General features: G+C 37.6%; 15 protein-coding genes. 2 read left to right on the plus strand and 13 right to left on the minus strand.

Features of this window, described 5'->3' with window-relative positions:
* Window positions 1-63 precede the first annotated feature (63 nt).
* From AQF98_RS16675 to AQF98_RS16710, 8 genes are all read right to left on the minus strand, one after another.
* The gene (locus tag AQF98_RS16675) at window positions 64-1,119 is read right to left on the minus strand and encodes a nucleoid-associated protein (protein ID WP_055133103.1); all 1,056 of its coding nucleotides are present in this window, start codon (window positions 1,117-1,119) and stop codon (window positions 64-66) included.
* An 84-nt stretch (window positions 1,120-1,203) separates the two neighbouring features.
* Window positions 1,204-2,118: an NAD(P)/FAD-dependent oxidoreductase gene (locus tag AQF98_RS16680; RefSeq protein ID WP_055133104.1), complete on the minus strand. Its 915-nt coding sequence runs from the start codon at window positions 2,116-2,118 to the stop codon at window positions 1,204-1,206.
* Between the two features lie 196 nt (window positions 2,119-2,314).
* On the minus strand, window positions 2,315-3,103 hold the full coding sequence (locus tag AQF98_RS16685; RefSeq protein WP_055133105.1) for a TerC family protein: 789 nt from the start codon (window positions 3,101-3,103) through the stop codon (window positions 2,315-2,317).
* Between the two features lie 91 nt (window positions 3,104-3,194).
* Entirely contained in the window at window positions 3,195-4,505 is a 1,311-nt protein-coding gene (locus AQF98_RS16690) for a hypothetical protein (protein WP_055133106.1), read from the minus strand.
* Window positions 4,506-4,523: 18 nt separating this feature from the next.
* Complete coding sequence (locus AQF98_RS16695; protein ID WP_055133107.1) at window positions 4,524-5,894, minus strand: S41 family peptidase; 1,371 nt, start codon at window positions 5,892-5,894, stop codon at window positions 4,524-4,526.
* A 55-nt stretch (window positions 5,895-5,949) separates the two neighbouring features.
* A complete protein-coding gene (locus AQF98_RS16700) occupies window positions 5,950-7,158 on the minus strand; it encodes a hypothetical protein (RefSeq protein ID WP_152969746.1) in 1,209 nt (402 codons plus the stop codon).
* Window positions 7,155-7,688 carry a hypothetical protein gene (locus tag AQF98_RS16705; protein WP_055133109.1) on the minus strand — a complete coding sequence of 178 codons (534 nt, stop codon included), beginning with the start codon at window positions 7,686-7,688 and terminating at the stop codon, window positions 7,155-7,157. Before AQF98_RS16705 ends, AQF98_RS16700 begins: the two co-directional genes overlap by 4 nt.
* A complete protein-coding gene (locus tag AQF98_RS16710; RefSeq protein WP_055133110.1) occupies window positions 7,685-8,236 on the minus strand; it encodes an RNA polymerase sigma factor in 552 nt (183 codons plus the stop codon). Before AQF98_RS16710 ends, AQF98_RS16705 begins: the two co-directional genes overlap by 4 nt.
* Before the next feature lie 236 nt (window positions 8,237-8,472).
* Between AQF98_RS16710 and aspS the strand changes: the two genes are divergently transcribed.
* Window positions 8,473-10,218, plus strand: a complete 1,746-nt coding sequence (gene aspS, locus AQF98_RS16715; protein WP_055133111.1) for an aspartate--tRNA ligase — start codon at window positions 8,473-8,475, stop codon at window positions 10,216-10,218.
* 59 nt (window positions 10,219-10,277) lie between these two features.
* Here the strand turns inward: aspS and AQF98_RS16720 are convergent, their stop codons facing one another.
* Both AQF98_RS16720 and AQF98_RS16725 read right to left on the minus strand, forming a co-directional pair.
* Window positions 10,278-10,757, minus strand: coding sequence for a DUF4943 family protein (locus AQF98_RS16720; protein ID WP_152969747.1), 480 nt, complete (start codon window positions 10,755-10,757; stop codon window positions 10,278-10,280).
* A gap of 212 nt (window positions 10,758-10,969) precedes the next feature.
* Window positions 10,970-13,453: a M14 metallopeptidase family protein gene (locus AQF98_RS16725; protein ID WP_055133113.1), complete on the minus strand. Its 2,484-nt coding sequence runs from the start codon at window positions 13,451-13,453 to the stop codon at window positions 10,970-10,972.
* Between the two features lie 92 nt (window positions 13,454-13,545).
* Between AQF98_RS16725 and murF the strand changes: the two genes are divergently transcribed.
* Window positions 13,546-14,847, plus strand: a complete 1,302-nt coding sequence (murF, locus tag AQF98_RS16730; protein ID WP_055133114.1) for a UDP-N-acetylmuramoyl-tripeptide--D-alanyl-D-alanine ligase — start codon at window positions 13,546-13,548, stop codon at window positions 14,845-14,847.
* Window positions 14,848-15,291: 444 nt separating this feature from the next.
* Here the strand turns inward: murF and AQF98_RS16735 are convergent, their stop codons facing one another.
* From AQF98_RS16735 to ricT, 3 genes are read right to left on the minus strand one after another with little or no spacing between them, the layout of a single operon-like run.
* Window positions 15,292-16,488, minus strand: a complete 1,197-nt coding sequence (locus AQF98_RS16735; protein ID WP_055133115.1) for a thioredoxin family protein — start codon at window positions 16,486-16,488, stop codon at window positions 15,292-15,294.
* A 41-nt stretch (window positions 16,489-16,529) separates the two neighbouring features.
* The gene (locus AQF98_RS16740; RefSeq protein ID WP_082435135.1) at window positions 16,530-16,997 is read right to left on the minus strand and encodes a gliding motility lipoprotein GldH; all 468 of its coding nucleotides are present in this window, start codon (window positions 16,995-16,997) and stop codon (window positions 16,530-16,532) included.
* The gene (gene ricT, locus AQF98_RS16745; protein ID WP_082435137.1) at window positions 16,990-18,417 is read right to left on the minus strand and encodes a regulatory iron-sulfur-containing complex subunit RicT; all 1,428 of its coding nucleotides are present in this window, start codon (window positions 18,415-18,417) and stop codon (window positions 16,990-16,992) included. The genes AQF98_RS16740 and ricT overlap by 8 nt, the downstream gene beginning before the upstream one ends.

An 18,417-nucleotide genomic window follows, 5' to 3' on the forward strand; every position in this document is an offset into this window, starting at 1 on the left:
TTAACAAATGAATTTTGTACTTACCAATTTATAGATTTTTTAACTTAAATCCTTCTCGATCTTTTATTCTTCTTCTTTAAAGAAAACTTTATAGTAGTTCATTACCTTATCATCATCAAAACCCTTCTCAATTAAGTCTTTATTGCCATGGATATAGATGTGGAAGTTCTTATCTAATTTGAGAATACTCTTGAAGGCTTTGGCTTGTTTCTTTACTGCTGCGTTAGAGATGTCGAAAGTATCGGCAATTGGGGTGTCAAACTCTTCTTCGTAGCTTTTTTTATAACTTTTAAATGATTCTATCCCTTCTTTGTTGGCAATTACCTCGTTGGCAAACTCATCAATGTCAAAGCTTTCTTTTTCTTTGAAATACTTCATAGAGCGGTTGAGCAGGTCTATTTTATCAGTTTTGGAGATTTCAAAATCATCATCCAATTTTTCGGTTACAAAACTTTTGTAAACGCCCAATACATTTTGGGTCTGGTTATAGTTGTCATTTCTGATCTTCAATTTTAAAAACTCATCCTTCCAGTAAACAGCCTCAGCACTGCGATTGGTCTGGTCAATTACTGCAACTTTAAAGCCTTCTTCTTTATCGGTATTGAAAATTAAACAACCCTTGTCTAGCTTGCTGATATTGATAGCCTCTTGTTCATAGCTTAAGCCAAAGCCATTCTGCTCTGGATAAACTTTTAAATAGCTTTCTTTGGTTTCCGATTTGAAAATGCCAATGGCATCGTGTAGATCGCCTTCAATCTGTACGTTCTCAAAATAGGCAATATAAAGCTCACCAGATTTTATTTTTGGATGATTGGAAATTTCATATAAATAAGTAGCCAGCTTTTTACTGTTGTCGTGAAAAACAGTGCCGTTGTCAAAGATCTCTGCCGCAAAATGATAAACCTCGTTTAAGTTAAGGTCGTTATTAGGGTGCATGAAACGGTAAATCTCATTTACTTTTTCGTAAGGAGAAAGAAAATACTGTAATAACAATTGGTTCAGCATTTCATCCTGAATGTGCATCGAATTTTCTGAAAGAACATAAAATTCGTCTTGCAGTTTATTTCCAATTCTATGGATGGATAATTCTGCTAAGGTTGCTTCGAAAAAAGTAATCATAAACTTAAGCTTAATGTTTGGCCAGCAAAAGTAGTTTTTAGCTTTGGCTTGGTGAAATTATAGCTCAGCGATTAATCAACAATTTTACAGACATTCAAACTCTTCGTTAACTAATTCTCTATTTAAGGTAGCGCCAGCAATTGCTCCTGTGGCAACCGCACTAGCAACCGAGCGCATCATTGTGGTACAATCTCCTACCGCATAGATGCCAGGCACGGTGGTTTGTTGAAAGCTGGTTACTGTAATATAACCCTCTGGGGTATAGTCGCAATTGAGATCTGCAGCAATAGCTGTATTTTGTTGCATGGCGCAACGGGCATAAATGGCCTCAATTTTTTGTTGCGTACCATCTTTAAAGGTGATGCTGTTAACCAAACCGTTGTGATGTACCAGTTCTTCAATTTCTTTGTCGATAATGGCGATATTTTTTAATGCCAGTTTTTGTTTGCTCAAGTCATCAAGCTCTACAGGGCCATTGGTAAATAAAGTGAGATCTTCTGTCCAATTGCTAATTAACTTGATAAACTCATAGCCCATTTCGTCATTGGCGATGATACCAGTTGATTGGCTGCGGACTTCGTATCCATGACAATATGGGCAATGGAGTACAGAAATGCCCCAACATTCTGCAAAACCTTTGATGGATGGAAAAATATCTTTAACACCGGTTGCAAGGATCAATTTTTTACTTTCGAAGCTTTGGGTTAAGGTATCGATTTTGAAACCAGTTTTGGTTTGCTGTGCATTAATAGCGGTATCATTTAAATAGGTAATGCTTGGATAAACTAAAACCTGTGCTTTGGCAATGGCGGCTAAATGAGCAGGGGTTTCTCCATCTCTGGTTAAGAAATTGTGCGAATGTGGTGTTTGCTCATTACATGGTTTGCCACTATCAATAATTAATACTTTTCTTAATGAGCGGCCTAGAGCCATGGCGGCCGATAAGCCTGCATAACTACCACCGATAATGATGGCGTCGAATTTTTGTTGTAGTTGCATAAAGAATGATTTGAAGCAAAACTAAACAATAAATAACAAACGCAACATTATTGCAACAACTGTTTTGTCAGCAGAGTTTCAAAACTTTGTACGATAAACCTTATTGCAGTGGAGCCCCATTTTTAATGGGCGAAACGAAAAGAAGGGCTATCGTTACCGATGCCCTTCTAACCTTGTTTTACTTATAAATAATTAATTATTTATAAGTTTCCTCTTTTGGTACATTGCGGAGTTTAACTGGTTTTTTGCTGTTCTTTTTCATTTTAAGATTTAACATTTCTACCAGAACAGAGAAGGCCATGGCAAAATAAACATAACCCTTTGGTATGTGTTGGTCTAAACCTTCGGCAAGCAATGATACACCAATTAACAATAAGAACGATAGCGCCAACATTTTTACGGTTGGGTGCTGGTTTACAAACTTGCTGATGGCACTAGCCGAAACCATCATTACAATTACAGCAATAACAACAGCAGCAATCATAATTTCGATATGGTCTGCCATTCCTACTGCGGTAATTACAGAATCAAGAGAGAATACAATGTCAAGAATCAATATTTGAACAATTGTACCTGCAAACGAATGTACTTTGGCTTTTCCCTCGCTGTCTTCTTCGCCTTCTAACTTGTTGTGTATTTCGTGGGTACTTTTGTAGATCAAGAACAAACCTCCGATTAAAAGGATTAGGTCTCTTCCAGAAATGGCCAATTTATCGAGCCATTCTTGACTGGATACGCCAACCCATGCACCCATGTTAAATAGTGGAGTGGTTAAGCTCATTACCCAACTTAATGATAGGAGGAGCAATACACGGGTAATCATTGCTAAGGCAAGACCAAGTTGCCTGGCTTTTTTCTGTTGTGCTTCTGGCAATTTGCCAGATAAAATTGAAATAAAGACAATATTGTCTATCCCTAAAACAATTTCTAAAACTGTTAAGGTTAAAAGAGAGATCCAGGCTTCTGGCGTGGCTAAAAAATCCATAGTTACATTTTATCTGCTACGAAGATAAAAAAAGCCCCGACAATTTTTATCGGAGCTTAGGGTATTATTTGGTTGGTTTATGAAAACATGTTTATTTGGTCTTAAAGGTTACAGGTAATTCAATAAGTGGGTATCCGTCTTCAGAAGCGAAGCCTCGACCTGTGATTAAAAAACTATAAGATTGACCTGGTTTGAGCTCCATTTGGATAGTGAAGGTTTTTTTATCTTCAGAAAAGCCAACAATTTTACCTAATGGATAGCTTTTTTCGCCCCAAATTCCTAAACTTATAGAGTACCTGTTTTTCATTGGTTTTGAAAAATGGAGTTGAATTTCTTTCAGTTCTGGATCTACAGTAGTATCGCCATTAGCAAATGGACCAAGTTTGGTAACAACTGGTCTTTTACTTTCGTAAGCTTTTAAGACTTCTGCTTTATTGAACCCTTCTTTAAAATAATTGGTTTTTTTTAGGAAGTTTTCTACAATAGCATCGTCTCCATAATCTAACTCAATAAGTTCTTTAATTGCAGCCTTTTTATCTTTAGCTTGATCGTAATAGGTTTTACAGATGGAATAACCTATATAATAGCCCAAATCGCCTACACCAAAACTATTTGCGGTGCCATTGTATAGCCAATCGCTATAATCGGGTAAGAACATTAAGGCTTTAAACTTTTGTTTGAGTTCTGTTTCGTGTGTTTTACCATAACTCATGTAGGGCATTGCGGGCACTTTTCCAGTAATCAGTTCGGCAACAAAATCGGCCGTACCTTCAAAAATGCTTTGCCCCAATAAGTTATTTCCAGAACGTTTCTCTTGGGTGTGCACATACTCGTGCATATTTAACAACACAATCTCTTTAAAAGGATTAGTGCCAAAATAAGTAGTTAGCCATGTTTTGGTGTTTGTTGGCAGCTCAGAAAGGTCTACTTCTGAATCGCCAGTTGCCAATTCGGCACCAATTAATACTTTATCGCCTTGTGTTGTGCCGCCAGAGCGCATGGCACCAATGCAGAAATACATGTTGGCAGGTTTTAATTCTGGATAGAGCTGCTTGAATTTTTTGATATAGGGATCAAACTGTTTGCTCAAAGTTTTAACTTGATATGTTTTGGGCCTGATGGATGCCCAATACTTTGGATAGCTGCGGATACATTTTAGCCATGCGGCTGTAGTATAACCTTTAGCTTCCATAAAAGCTTTTAATCCTGGAGTTCCTTTGTCTACATATAATTGCTGTAGGATAGTTAGTTGCTTTAAGCTATCTGTTGTGGTTTTTAGCTCATCAAAAGCTGTCCAAAAGTTATCAATATCTGTTGTAATAATGGTTTGCTTTGGCGTTTGAGCATAAGCAGTGGAAATGAATAAGAGGGAGATGAAAATAAATTTTAATGTAGTTTTCATGAATTGGGTTAAGGGCTTTTATTTGTTTTTACTCAGATAGCTTAATGCATTAATTAATACCGCGTCTCTATTTTTTAGGTAATCGTTAAGTGTGGGTACAACTTCTATGTCTGGTTTAATGCCATAGCCTACAAACTCCCTTCCATCTGGATAAGTATCTTTTTTAGTGCACACTCTAGCCGTTCCGCCACCCGGCATTTCAAATAAATAAGGCTGTCCAGTACTTCCAAAAGTATTTTGACCCATTTTTTTCATGTGCTTTTGATTGTCGGCATGAATTAAGAAATCTTCAGCGGCAGAAGCGGTATTGTGTCCAATTAAAATGACTACAGGCACCATTATTCTTTTCGCATTCAAATCTACTCTCAAAGGGTTGTAGTTAAACTCGTAGATGTAATTGTCTTGATAAGTTAATAAGGCTTTTTTGTTCCAATCGTTGCCAACGGTATCTGTAGCCTTGGTATAATAACCCCAAGCCTTAAATGCTGATGTGTTTTGACGGGTAGCATTTTTAGCACCATAGAGTAAAGCGTCTGTGGTGAAATATTTTAAAATATTGGTTCCAATAGAGGTACTACCACCACCATTTTGTCTGAGATCTATGATGACTGATTTTGCTTTGTACAGTTCTGGCAACTTTTCTAAAAACAGTTCATTTATTTTCGAATCGCCAAAAGAATTAAGTGCCAAATAAGCCACATCATTTGGATACCATTTAAAATCTAACAGTTTTGTCTCTGTCTCAAAAGCAGGGTAGGTTTCTTTTTCGGTGGTCATTTGATGAGTTAGGTTTAAAGTAACCAACTCTCCTTTTGGTTTTTTTATTTTAATGGCGAAATGCTCTCCTTCTCTACCTTGCAGTAGTTTGTTGATACTGCCATCTTTTAATACATAGTCTGTTGATGATGAAATATAAGGGGCTACATTTTCGGCAATGTATTGCGCAGTTGGTTTGCCGTTTACCTCCACTATTTCACTGCCTATCGGGATCTCTTCTTTTTTACTGAGATTTACCCTTACAATAATGGCCTTGCCTTCAATATTTTCAAGGAAAAATCTATAATTGCCGAACATGGTATTCATCAATTCGAAGTCTTTATTGTTAGGCATGAAAACATTGGTATGCCCATCTTTTAAAAGGGCACAAAACCGCTGCAATTCTTTGTAGTATTCGAAATCGTTTTTTGTTTCGGGAATAGAGGTAATTAAAGCTTTATATGTGCTGTCCCATTTTGGACGATCTACCTTATTTAAGTAGACAAAATTGTAATTGACTTCTTGCCAAAATTTAGACAAGCCATAAATTTTATCTGCCTTGCTTAATTTATTGGATTGAGCAAAACCAAATAAAGGAGCTAAGAATAGGAGAAATTTTAGTGTAATTTTCATAGGAGGTATTGTTGTTAACAGAAAAAGGGTATGCTTTAAGCACACCCTTTTTTATTTATTTAAATGTTACTGAACCATAATCTGTTCGGATATTTATTTTAGCCGCACCACCCTTGCCTACTTGGCCACTGTAGTTTTTAACAGAGTTATAGCCTCTATCTTCGCCTAGTTTTTTGGCGCTTATATTAGAACCATATCTAAAACCACCATAATTTGTCGATACCTCAAAATCACCATTGTAAGTTGCTCCAAAGCCCAGATCAATGTCAGAATAGCCACCACTTATGGTAATGTCTTTATTGCCGGTTTCCACTTCGTCAACCGTGATCTTACCATATTGCACTTTGCCGTTTAAGTTTCCTTTTAAATTTCCAACTTTTATTTTGGTGTATTGTGCACTTACAGTTAAAGCACCTGCGGTTTCAATGGTTGTTCCGCCACCATATTGGTGTTTGATATTGGCAGAACCCTTTATGGTGCCAATTTTTGCAGAACTATATTGAGCGTCTAACTCTATGTTACCAATGGTGTTAATGGTTAACCCATCACCGTATTGTTGTTTAATTTTGGCAGCATTTACATCTTTTAAAGCAGCTTTTCCGTATTGTACCGAAATGTAGTTGTTGCTGTTGCTCAGGTTGCCAGTAGTTAAATTTCCGTATTGTACTTTTAAGGAAGTAGGACCTGCAAAGTCTTCTAAATTAAGTGGTCCATAGGTTTGCGAGGCAGTTAATGCATTTGAAGCTGGCATATAAACGGTCATGTGTATTTTAACCTCTCTGCGCCAAATTACTTTGCCATTTCTAACACTGCTTCCCCAGTTTCCGCTTCTATCGCCTGTGCTGGTTTTATAGCTTACTAAGTCTCCGTCTTTAGTTGCGCTAATTGAAACGTCATCTAATAATTTTTGGGCCTCTTCATCCGTTTTTGCATAAGATTTGATGTCTGCATCAACCTTAATCTCGTTTTTGTCCCAAGTTTTAATGGTTAATGAACCAAACTGGTTGCTTAAATTTATTTTATCACCGCGGTCTATATTAAACGATTTGGTAAACGTCTTTGATTTTACCGGATTGTCGTCTTGCACTTCTTGCATATTGCTGCTGTACTTTACATTTACCTGGTTTTTAACACCATTTACAGTATAAGCGTATGAGGTAGAAACATTTGTGTTTGTACTTACATTAACAGCAGTGCTTACCTGTTGTGCATTGATTTGTGTAGCGAGGAGCATCCCCGATAGACACAACATTACATTTTTCATATTGTACTCTCCTTTTTATATTGATTGACTTGGTTGATAATCATCAATTGCTGTTTTAAAACTTGCAATTGCATTTCGCGGTTTTTAACCATTGCTTTTACCACCCACAATTGGTTTGGGCTATTTGGCAACTGGTTTTTTAACCTGTTGTATTCTTCATCCAGATTTTTAAGGTCTTCAGTAAACCTTTTATAGAGGTCCGGATTTGCCGAAGCATATACCGCTAAACTGTCTCTCTTTTCTTCAATCTGGTTTACGAAACGGATTTCTTTTTTTCCAAATTCAGAGCTGATATCGGCTACTTCGATCTGACCGTTATTTGCTTGTTTATAATTATAGGTAAAATAGATTCCTACACTGATTACCAACATGGCGGCAATGCTCATCCATTGATACATTTTAATGGTACGTTTTGGTTGCGTTTTTTTATCCAGCTCTGCCGAAATTCGCTCCCACAATTGGTCTGACGGTCCCTTTACCTCAAACTCTCTTTTGTTGTCTTTTACAAACCCCTCTAATTTATTGCTCATCTTGCTACTCCTTTCATTTCTAATAAACTATTCAACTTTCTTTTTGCCCGCATGTATTGCGAACGTGATGTATTTTCTGTTATTTTCAATATATGTGCGATCTCTTCATGGTCATATCCTTCAAATAAATAAAGGGTTAGTACCACTCTATAACCGTCTGGTAGTTCTGCTATTGCTGCTTTAATGGCTTCTACCTTTAATTGCGTTTCTTCGTAATCGTTCGAAGGCTCATCTGCAATTTCTACTTCATCAAGGCTTACAAATTCGGCCTTGCGCTTTCTTAAGTAATTAATAGCCCTATTAATTACAATCTGCTTAAGCCAGAGGCCAAAAGTAGTTTCTTGCCTAAAGTCACCAATTCGGTTAAAGGCATCTAAAAAAGCTTCTTGCAGCACGTCTTCGGCTTCGGCGTCATCATTTACAATGCGCAGCGCCACATTGTACATGGCACTAGCATACAATTTGTACAATTCAAATTGTGCCTTTCTATTACCTGCTCGGCAATCATTTACCAGCGATAGGTGCTTATCTATGTATACAGTTTCCAAATTCTAAAGCGTTCATGTTAAAAGACAGGCTATTTTTAAAAACGTTGCATCAAGGTAGAAAAAAAATCTATTTTATACTTAAATGGGCTGCTGAAGTATTTTAAATCACATCTATTTCGCTTACAAATGCTTGTGCTGTAAGCTATAAAATGGAGAAACAATGTTACAAGGTTTCAAAAACCCTATAGGATTAAAAACTAAATCGGTATTTTTGCGGCTCAAAATTTAATTTAAAAATGTTAAGAACAACTACTTGCGGTGCTTTAACACTGCAAAATTTAGGCGAAAATGTAACACTCTGCGGTTGGATGCAGAATTCTAGAGATTTAGGCGGAATGACTTTTATAGATATCCGAGATCGTTACGGTATCACCCAATTGGTTTTTAACATGAATGACAATGCAGATTTATGCGAAGGGGCACGTAGCCTTGGACGTGAATTTGTGATTAAAGTTAGTGGCGTGGTTGTAGAGCGCTCTAATAAAAACAAAGAAATTCCAACAGGCGAAATCGAAATTAAGGTTACGGCATTAGAAGTTTTAAATGCTGCAAAATTACCCCCATTCTTGATTGAGGATAAAACAGATGGTGGTGATGATTTGCGCATGAAATACCGTTATTTAGATCTACGTCGCAATCCGATTAGAAATAACATGATTTTGCGTCACAGGATGGCTCAATCTGTTCGTAGATATTTAGATGGCTTAGATTTTATTGAAGTAGAAACACCTGTTTTAATTAAATCGACACCAGAAGGAGCTAGAGATTTTGTGGTGCCAAGCAGAATGAATGGAGGCGAGTTTTATGCTTTGCCGCAATCGCCACAAACTTTTAAACAATTGTTAATGGTTTCAGGCTTCGACCGCTATTTCCAAATTGTAAAATGCTTTAGAGATGAAGATTTAAGAGCAGATAGACAACCTGAGTTTACGCAGATCGACTGCGAAATGTCGTTTATTGAGCAAGAAGATATTTTAAACACTTTTGAAGGATTGATCCGTACGTTGTTTAAAGAGGTACGTGATTACGATTTACCAGAGGTGCCAAGGATGCAATATGCTGATGCCATGCGTTGGTATGGTTCTGATAAGCCAGATACACGTTTCGATATGAAATTTATTGAAATGAACGAGGTGGTTAAAGGGAAAGACTTTCCTGTATTTGACAATGCAGAATTAGTAATTGCCATTAATGCTAAAGGTTGCGCACATTATACCCGTAAACAATTAGATGAATTAACAGACTTTATCAAACGTCCGCAAATTGGCGCTACTGGCTTGATCTATTTACGTCATAATGAAGATGGTTCTTTAAAATCGTCTGTAGATAAATTCTATAACGAAGAAGAGTTAAAGAAATGGGCTGAAACTTGTAAAACTGAGCCAGGCGATTTAGTGTTGGTAATGGCAGGTGGTACAGATAAAGTACGCAAGCAATTAAGTGAGCTTCGTTTAGAAATGGGTACACGTTTGGGTTTACGTAGCAAAGATGTATTTGCAGCACTTTGGGTGTTAGATTTCCCGTTGTTAGAATGGGATGAAGAAACAGAACGTTACCATGCCATGCACCATCCATTTACTTCTCCAAAACCAGAAGATATTGGCATGTTAGATACCAACCCAGGCGAGGTGCGTGCAAATGCTTACGATATGGTAGTTAATGGTACAGAAATTGGCGGGGGTTCTATCCGTATCCACGATAGAGCTTTACAGGCTCTAATGTTTAAACATTTAGGATTTAGTACTGAAGAAGCACAAAAACAATTTGGCTTTTTAATGGATGCCTTTGAGTTTGGTGCACCTCCACACGGTGGTATTGCATTTGGTTTCGATAGGTTGTGTTCTATTTTCGCTGGTTTAGATAGCATCCGTGATGTGATTGCTTTCCCTAAAAACAACTCTGGTAGAGATGTAATGATCGATAGCCCAAGCACAATAGATGAAAAACAGTTGAAAGAATTGAAGATCAGAACTGAACCTTAGTTCTAATTGATAAAGCATAAAAAAGGCGACCCGATCAGGTCGCCTTTTTTATTTTAACCTTACCAAAATAAGGTAGTTCCTTCAAAAGGAGATATCTTTTTGAGATCCTCAGCGCTTTTATCTTTGTTCTTATCCCACCAATTGCTGTAGTAAGAGAATACCTCAGCCAGATCTACTGTTCTTTGCGGTGTGGCCGAATCAGTCACATGAAGACGTGTAGAGGGGCCAGATAAGCTTTGCAAGCGAATGCCTTCAATGGTATACAAAATAATAATACCCACCTTTTTTTCAGGATATGGAGAAAAAGATGAAGCCATAGGTATCGGGAAATTCTGGATCACCTGAGTATCATTGGCATGTTTAAGCAATGCGCCAATCTGGTCTTTTGTGAACTTAGGTATAGGCGTGTATTTTTCATAAGTGTTTGATTTGAGCAAGGTCACATATTGTTCTACGGGGTCTTGCGGCGTGTCTTTTTTCTTGCAGCCACTTGTAAATAGTACAAGTATGCTGAGCATGCATACTAAAATCGGTTTCATTTTTACGATCAAAAGGGGTTGATAATTTTGTATTTGGTTAGTTTACATAAAGTTAAGTTATAAATCTCATTCGGGCAATTATTTTTATAGACTTATACTAATTGTAGTCAGATAACCATTGAGCAGTAACCATTTGAAATATGGTATAGCCTTAATATATAAAAAGCGCAAAAATTGTTGTTTTTTGCGCTTTTTATAGGTTGTTTTTTAATCTAGTTCACCAAAAACAAAGCATTGGTAAATAATTGTTTTCCGTTTTCCCAGAAAGAACGGAACAGTACATCGGTACCTAGGTAAACAATAGTTCCTCTACCCGATTGCTGTACGCCATATAATAATCCTGCGGCTAGTTTCTTTTTCACCTTATCTCCGGCAACACCAGCCATGTAGCTGTTTGCTTTTAATACACCCACATTCCAACCATTTTCTAATGGTTCGTATATTTTCTCATCCGTTTTTAGGGTATAATAATATTTACCCAAGCCCAAAGCTAAAGGATGGCTTTGATCGATACTTACTTTATAAATAGCACCAGGAATAGAGTTCTGCAAATCGTCTTTGTCTTTTTCTGAGTATCTACGTTCGTTGGTTTCCTTTTCGTCTTTTTTAGGATATTCTTTCTTTTTGATGTCGAATGGTCTTTTACCAATCACTGCACCAATGGCATCTTCCATCAAAATTACTTTGCCACCAGCACTAATCCAGCCACTCAATTGTTCTCCTAATTTCTCGTTATAAGAACCGTCAGGCAAGATCAAAACGTTTATTTTATTGATGTCCAAATAAGCAGCACTTTGTACACTGATCATGGTAATTGGATAATTTAATTCTTGTTCAAGAAAATGCCAAACTTCTCCAACACCTTGTGATGAAACTTCTTGTCCGCTAACAACAGCAATTTTTGGAGCGCTTAAAAGACGGTAAACAGACGATCCAAAATCTTTACCTTTTTCTACATAACCACTTGCAATAGGATAAAAAGCAACATTGTGATCTTTAGCGATATCGGTTAATAACTTTGATAGATCTTTGTTTATTTTTTCATTTTCTGTTCTGTACACCAATAAAGAACCAGCTCTGTAAGCTTTACCACCAATGGTAAATGCTTCGTCTGCTATACGGATTTTAACTTTCTGCTTTTGTAAGGACACTACAGTTTGAGCATCGTCAATCGTATTCCATGGAATTACCCAAGCATAAGGTTTGCTGATATTTGGAATGCTCTCTTTTTTCTCTTCTATAAAGTTGTTGCTTCCAGTTATAAACTCCTTAACGGCATAAGCATTCAGGCCATAAGCATAAGGAAGTGCCCATGCAGTAATATCATAGGTATTTGAATCGGTAACAACAGTTTGTGGCTCAAACAATACATTGGCCATTACAGAATGAGACTGTTGTAAGTTTACGATAAGGTCATTTCGTTCTACCTTAAAATTCTCTACTTTTTGCGTTTCGTAATTGTAACCATTTAAGGTTCTATCACCTCCAAAGGCAAAAGCAATGTGGTTTCTTTTTAATAGGTCGGCCATTTTGCGCAAGCGCTGAATGTTCTGCGCTTTTACAATGTATGTTTTATAAATTCCTGGAGGGTTGGATAGACTTTGTTCGAAATACTTTTTAAACTCGCTTACCAACTTCTCAGCATTGGCCGAAACGGTTTCTATAGTAGACATAGAAGTTGTAAAATGATGGTCAATTCTGTCTTTTAAGGTTAAGGTATCTCCATCGGCAGTTACTACGGCTAAACCAGCTCTAATTCCACCTTGCTCGTAAGTCATGCCCACCGCCCCATTGTACAAGGGATAGGTATCACCATACGATGGGTATAAAAGATCGAAACGTTCTTTGGTAAAATATTGCCATCCGTTTTCATCAAAATATTTTGCATTGTTTTTGCCCACCACAACCTGAAATTCTCTTTGCCATGGGGTAATGTCTTGGTGTACTGGTTCTGCTGCAGGTGCAAAATAATAAGGCTCATTGTAACTCTGCTCGTGAAAATCGACATGTACCTGAGGCATCCATTGATGGTAGGCTACCAATCTTTGTTGTGTTTCTACTTGCGTTTGCCAAGCCCAATCGCGGTTAAGATCATAATAATAATGATTTGGTCTACCCCCTGGCCATGGTTCGCTATGTTCTCTGGCAGTAGGGTCTGGGTTAGGAACCTTGCCACTTACCATATTGAAATTACTTACATATCTTTCTCTCCCATCTGGATTTAAACAAGGATCGATAATAACGATGGTGTTTTTTAACCACTCTCTGGTATTGCTGTCTTTTGCTTCAGATAGGGTATATAAAACACGCATAGCTGTTTCTGTAGAATTGGCCTCATTACCGTGTACATTGTAACTTAACCATACAATGGCAGGTTGTTTAGCTGCTTTAGAGGCCGATTTATCAACATTTGATAAGCCAACATTATATTTTCTAATTTGTTCCAATTGGGCCATATTCGACGCATCAGAAACCACCGCCAGCAATAGCTCACGCCCTTCGTAAGTTTTGCCATAAGTTTGCAATTGAATGTTCTTGTTCGTTGCAGCTACTTTTTTGAAATAATCTACCACCTTTTGGTGTGGTGTAAAATGACTTCCCAACGGATAGCCTAAAAATTCATCGGGAGATGGCGTTTGCGCAAAAAGCTTGAAGCTTACACTTAACAGTACAAAACAGAGTAGGGATCTTTTCATATCTATGGTTTATTTATCAATAATACTAAAAAGAATGTTTTATTTGTCTTTGCATTTGTAATTTTACGATGAATATTTATCCATAAGGCGAAATGGCAAGTACCGAAGAACTCTATCAACATTATTTAAAACACCCTGTTATTTGTACAGATACGAGGGCAATTACGCAAGGATGTTTATTTTTTGCACTAAAAGGCGATCATTTTGATGCCAATACATTTGCCAAACAAGCCTTGGCTTTAGGTGCAGCATTTGCCATTGTTGACAATGAAAATTATGCGGTAAGCGAACAATGTATTTTAGTGACAGATGTGTTAACCACTTTACAAGAACTGGCCAAACATCATCGCAAGCAACTAACAATTCCTGTAATTGGCTTAACAGGAAGTAATGGTAAAACCACAACCAAAGAACTGATCAGGGCAGTGCTTGCAGAGCAGTTCAATACTTTTGCAACCAAAGGAAACTTAAATAATCATATTGGAGTTCCATTGTCGATTTTATCTTTAAATAGCGACACTGAAATTGCAGTAATTGAAATGGGAGCAAACCACCAAAAAGAGATTGAACTTTTGTGTGAAATTGCCCAACCCACCCACGGCTTGATTACCAATGTTGGGATGGCTCATTTAGATGGATTTGGTGGCTTTGAGGGCGTTAAAAAAGGCAAGGCCGAATTATATGCTTATTTGAAAGCACATCATGGCTACGCTTTTATTTATCGGAACAATCCTTATTTACTAGAAATGAGCGAGGCCGCAGGGCTGAATAAGGTGATCTATTATGGAAGTGAGCGAGAAAATGCGGTGAGTGGTCAACTGAAACATACAGACCCTTTAATTGAATTTGAATGGGTGGCCAAAGACAATGTTTTTGAGGCCAAAGCCAATTTAACAGGCACTTATAATTTCGAAAATATCCTAGCTGCCATTTGTATTGGCAACTTTTTTGAACTGACACCGGTACAGATTAACCATGGCTTGGCAAATTATTTTCCGAGCAATAACCGTTCGCAGCTTACCAAAACAGACCACAACATGGTGATCTGCGATTTTTACAACGCCAACCCTAGCAGTATGACTGCGGCATTAAACAATTTAAAATCGTTAAGTGCTCATCATAAAACAGCAATTATTGGTGATATGTTTGAATTAGGTATAGAGGCACCAGTGCAACATGAGCTCGTAGCTAAATTAGCGGCACAAAATGAAATTGGTCTATTGATTTTTATTGGCAAAGATTTTTATGCGTTTAAAGATCAATATGCTGGCCTATTTTTCGAAACACCAGTAGAAGCCGCAACATACCTACAAGAAAATCCGATTAAAGACAATTTGGTATTGTTAAAAGGAAGCCGTGGAATGGCTCTAGAGCAATTATTGCCTTTATTGTAATGAGAATTTAGTTCGTATTGGTGTGGTTAAATAATGTAAGTTCTGGGTTAAGGAAATGCATTTTGGAATGATAACCAATGGCTTATCTTGAAATCAATTGTTTTTTGCTACTATTTGATGGTTCTGTCGCTTCGCGGACAAACTTTTATTCAAGTAAGCGTATGTTTTCATTGGTTTTCATGCTTTCGCAGGCTTAGGTTTCCTATAGATGAAAAAAGTATGCAAAACCGTAGCGATAGCGAAGCTCATTTGTACCTTTAAAACTATATGAACGTACAAATAAAAATCCACGGCTGCGCCCTGTTCTATTAAAGAAAGTGGTTAGGCTTACTGCTACATTCCGAACAGGCCAAGGCCGCTTTTAGTAAAACGTTCGAGAGTGCTTTGGCTTGAGATGGCTCCAAATTAAACGCCTTAACCTGCAATATTTTTCGACGTTATTTCTTAATGCTGTGCTATTTTCTCTAAGGCAGATTTCAGGTCAGTTTTAACGTTATCTGGTGTATCAGGATTGGCAATTAAAGTATTGGCAACAGTTTTAAATTTCTCATACTCCTTCATTTTGATATAGATAATCCCTTTCACAAATTCTTTCATATAAGAAAGTTTAGCTTCTTTTTCAGGAATTTTTACCGCATCAAATCGGGCAATGGTGGCATCAAGTTTACCTTCTCCAGCCAAAATGGGCCCAAAGCTCATCATGGCATTACACAATTGCTCAAAATCAATTTTAGCAGGTGTATTGTCAAGAATCAAGTCAAACTCTTTAATAGCCTCTGGTATTTTTTTCTCTTCTAAAAAGTACTGGGTTCTGAAGTATTGGTAAACAAATAATGATTTTTGAGGGATGTATTTATCTAATAAGGCTTTGATACTTTCAAAATCCATCGAATTTTCATCCTTTAAGGCACTTTGGTAAATGCCAAAACCTAAGGTTAGGCTTACCAAACGTTGATCAACATCTTCAGGGGTGTATTTTCCAGTATTGACAATCTTTGCTTTGTTGGCCACAATATAGGCTAATGTTTTCTCCTCCGATAAGGAATTGAAATCATTCATGATCAGGTCAATCAAATCGATGTTGCCTAAAATATCTGGTTGTTTAGCAAGGTAATTTTTACTGATTTCTTCAAAATCTTCATCCTCAAAAGCCACGGCAGTACGTGCAAATTTGGCAAAATCAGCATTGCTTAAATCTAAAGCCTTCTTTTTCAAGGTGAAGTATTGAGTGTTCGGATCTTTTGCTGTTTTACCTAATTCAACAAAATCTGCAGGCTCATGAAAGCCAACACCTTTATGTAGAATTACGCCTTCAGGATTAATGAACAGTAGATGAGGATAAGCCGTTACAAAATACCTTTCGGCAAGCATGGGGCCTTCACCCTTTTCCATATCGTATTTTACGTTGATGAAATTGGCATTGTAAAACGCTGCCACATCACTATTGGTATAAATTTGTGCATCCATCTGTTTGCAAGGCCCACACCAGGTTGCATAAGCATCTAAAAAGATAATCTTATTTTCTTTTTTGGCTTTTTCTAAAACAGTAGTCCAGGTTGGGTTGCTTAAAAAGTTGATTTCTGCAGCATTTGCAGTTATAGTGATCAAGAAAAGGCAACTTGCCCAAATCAGATTTTTCATCGAGTATAAATTTGTATGCTATTTGCCCTTAGGCAGAATGATTATTCTTTGTTTTTTATCGTTATACCTACATCACTTATCCCAGTTAAAGGATTGTCTCGCATGTTTTGTTCAATTGAGATCTGGTATTTACCCGGCTTGGCAAAACGATAGTCTTTTAATAACGGGAAATTGTAGGTAAAAATATCTCCAGAACCTTTTCCTAACCATTCGCCATCGGCTTTTGCCAATTTAAATTGGTAACGGGTGCTTTTCTGAAGGCTATCCCCTTTTAAATGCACTACCACAAAAAGATTAGAATAACGGTAATCTGCTGTGTGGCGCAGTTTAAAATAAACCTGATACAATTGGTTGACATCTTTGATTTCAAAACTAGCTTTTGCGGTTTGGGCATAAGTCCAATTGTTTTCTGCAATAGCGTCATTGGTATCAACCAGATTAGTGTTGGTACAAGCTGCAAGGATAAATATCATTGCCAAAATAGGAATGATGTGCTTAATCTTAGTCATTTTTCGGCTTTTCAGATGATTGATCTGTAGGTCTTGGCTTATTTCGATTTTTATTCCTGTTCTTATTGTTCCTGTTTCCTTGTCGTTGTGCACCACCTTGTTGAGTTGGCTCAGCACCCTCTGCCAATGGTTTTTGTACCTGTGGGTTTGGTTTTTGAGCTTGCTGTTTTGGGTGTGGAGGCTTAGTTTGTGGCTTTTGTTGCTGCGGCTTATTGGCTTGGGCAGCAGGTTTAGCCTGTGGATTGGTATTGGACTGATTGCGGTTGCGATCGTTCCTGTTGTTATTTTTATTACGGTTGTTATTGTTGCGGTTTCTAGCTCTTTCGTCTAAACGGGTTAAACTATCTTGGCCAACTACATTTTCGTAATCATGTACCTTTTCTACAATCGTTGTAGTTTTCAGTTCAACAGCTTCATCTTTCAGGTTAACAGGTTTCTCGCCTTTTTTGTTCATGGCCATGATCTCTTTTACACGATCAACCTTTAGCGGAATCCAATCTTCTTGATTGGCATAACTGAACCACATCAGCTTTTTAAAGATATCTGTTTTTTGATGGCGGGCAACTCCCACTTCTGTTTGCAACGATTCAATGCGATCAGGAATATCCTTTAATGCATCTAAATAAGTATCTAGCTCGTAGTTTAAACAACATTTTAATTTACCACATTGTCCGGCAAGTTTTAAGGTGTTTAAAGAAAGGTTTTGATACCTTGCTGCAGCTGTAGAAACAGTTTTAAAATTGGTTAACCATGTTGAGCAGCAAAGCTCGCGACCACAAGAACCGATACCGCCTAAACGACCAGCTTCCTGGCGCATTCCAATTTGGCGCATTTCAATTCTAATGCGGAAGGTTTCTGCCATCTTTTTGATCAGCTCTCTAAAGTCTACACGACCCTCAGCGGTATAAAAAAATGTAGCTTTTGTTTTGTCTCCTTGGTAATCTACATCACTAATTTTCATTGATAAACGAAGGTCAAGGGCTAAAGTACGGGCTTTATGCATGGTTTCCCATTCCATATCTTTTGCCAATTTCCATTTATCTACATCGGCTTCTGTAGCTTTGCGGTATATTTTGCGGGTAACTTGGTCTAAAGCGGTTTTGCGACGTTTCATCTGCATCCGCACCAATTCTCCAGTTAAGGAAATATGGCCGATATCATAACCGCCTGTGGGGCCTTCAACAGCCACCAATTCACCAATTTCGAGGTAAATATTATCGTTATTTAAAAAGAATTCTTTTCTGGCGCCTTTAAATTTTACTTCTACAACATTAAAGGGCATATAGTTGGCAGGCATATCGAGATTTGATAGCCAGTCGTGTACTTCCATTTTTTGGCATCCACCAGTAAGGCATGAGCCATTACTTTTACAGCCAGAGGGGGCGCAACCGCCACCCGTAGAACAACTTCCACATCCCAT

Origin of the sequence: Pedobacter sp. Hv1 (assembly GCF_001412215.1) — a bacterium.
In the GTDB taxonomy this organism is placed as follows: Bacteria; Bacteroidota; Bacteroidia; order Sphingobacteriales; family Sphingobacteriaceae; genus Pedobacter.

What these genes read in the sequence shown, in the direction of transcription:
- AQF98_RS16695 (WP_055133107.1), bottom strand. Translation starts at nt 5,894, where the DNA reads ATGAAAATTACACTAAAATTTCTCCTATTCTTAGCTCCTTTATTTGGT.
- ricT (WP_082435137.1), bottom strand. Translation starts at nt 18,417, where the DNA reads ATGGGATGTGGAAGTTGTTCTACGGGTGGCGGTTGCGCCCCCTCTGGC.
- AQF98_RS16725 (WP_055133113.1), bottom strand. Translation starts at nt 13,453, where the DNA reads ATGAAAAGATCCCTACTCTGTTTTGTACTGTTAAGTGTAAGCTTCAAG.
- AQF98_RS16705 (WP_055133109.1), bottom strand. Translation starts at nt 7,688, where the DNA reads ATGAGCAATAAATTAGAGGGGTTTGTAAAAGACAACAAAAGAGAGTTT.
- AQF98_RS16740 (WP_082435135.1), bottom strand. Translation starts at nt 16,997, where the DNA reads ATGACTAAGATTAAGCACATCATTCCTATTTTGGCAATGATATTTATC.
- AQF98_RS16700 (WP_152969746.1), bottom strand. Translation starts at nt 7,158, where the DNA reads ATGAAAAATGTAATGTTGTGTCTATCGGGGATGCTCCTCGCTACACAA.
- AQF98_RS16720 (WP_152969747.1), bottom strand. Translation starts at nt 10,757, where the DNA reads ATGAAACCGATTTTAGTATGCATGCTCAGCATACTTGTACTATTTACA.
- murF (WP_055133114.1), top strand. Translation starts at nt 13,546, where the DNA reads ATGGCAAGTACCGAAGAACTCTATCAACATTATTTAAAACACCCTGTT.
- AQF98_RS16680 (WP_055133104.1), bottom strand. Translation starts at nt 2,118, where the DNA reads ATGCAACTACAACAAAAATTCGACGCCATCATTATCGGTGGTAGTTAT.
- AQF98_RS16690 (WP_055133106.1), bottom strand. Translation starts at nt 4,505, where the DNA reads ATGAAAACTACATTAAAATTTATTTTCATCTCCCTCTTATTCATTTCC.
- AQF98_RS16675 (WP_055133103.1), bottom strand. Translation starts at nt 1,119, where the DNA reads ATGATTACTTTTTTCGAAGCAACCTTAGCAGAATTATCCATCCATAGA.
- AQF98_RS16735 (WP_055133115.1), bottom strand. Translation starts at nt 16,488, where the DNA reads ATGAAAAATCTGATTTGGGCAAGTTGCCTTTTCTTGATCACTATAACT.
- aspS (WP_055133111.1), top strand. Translation starts at nt 8,473, where the DNA reads ATGTTAAGAACAACTACTTGCGGTGCTTTAACACTGCAAAATTTAGGC.
- AQF98_RS16685 (WP_055133105.1), bottom strand. Translation starts at nt 3,103, where the DNA reads ATGGATTTTTTAGCCACGCCAGAAGCCTGGATCTCTCTTTTAACCTTA.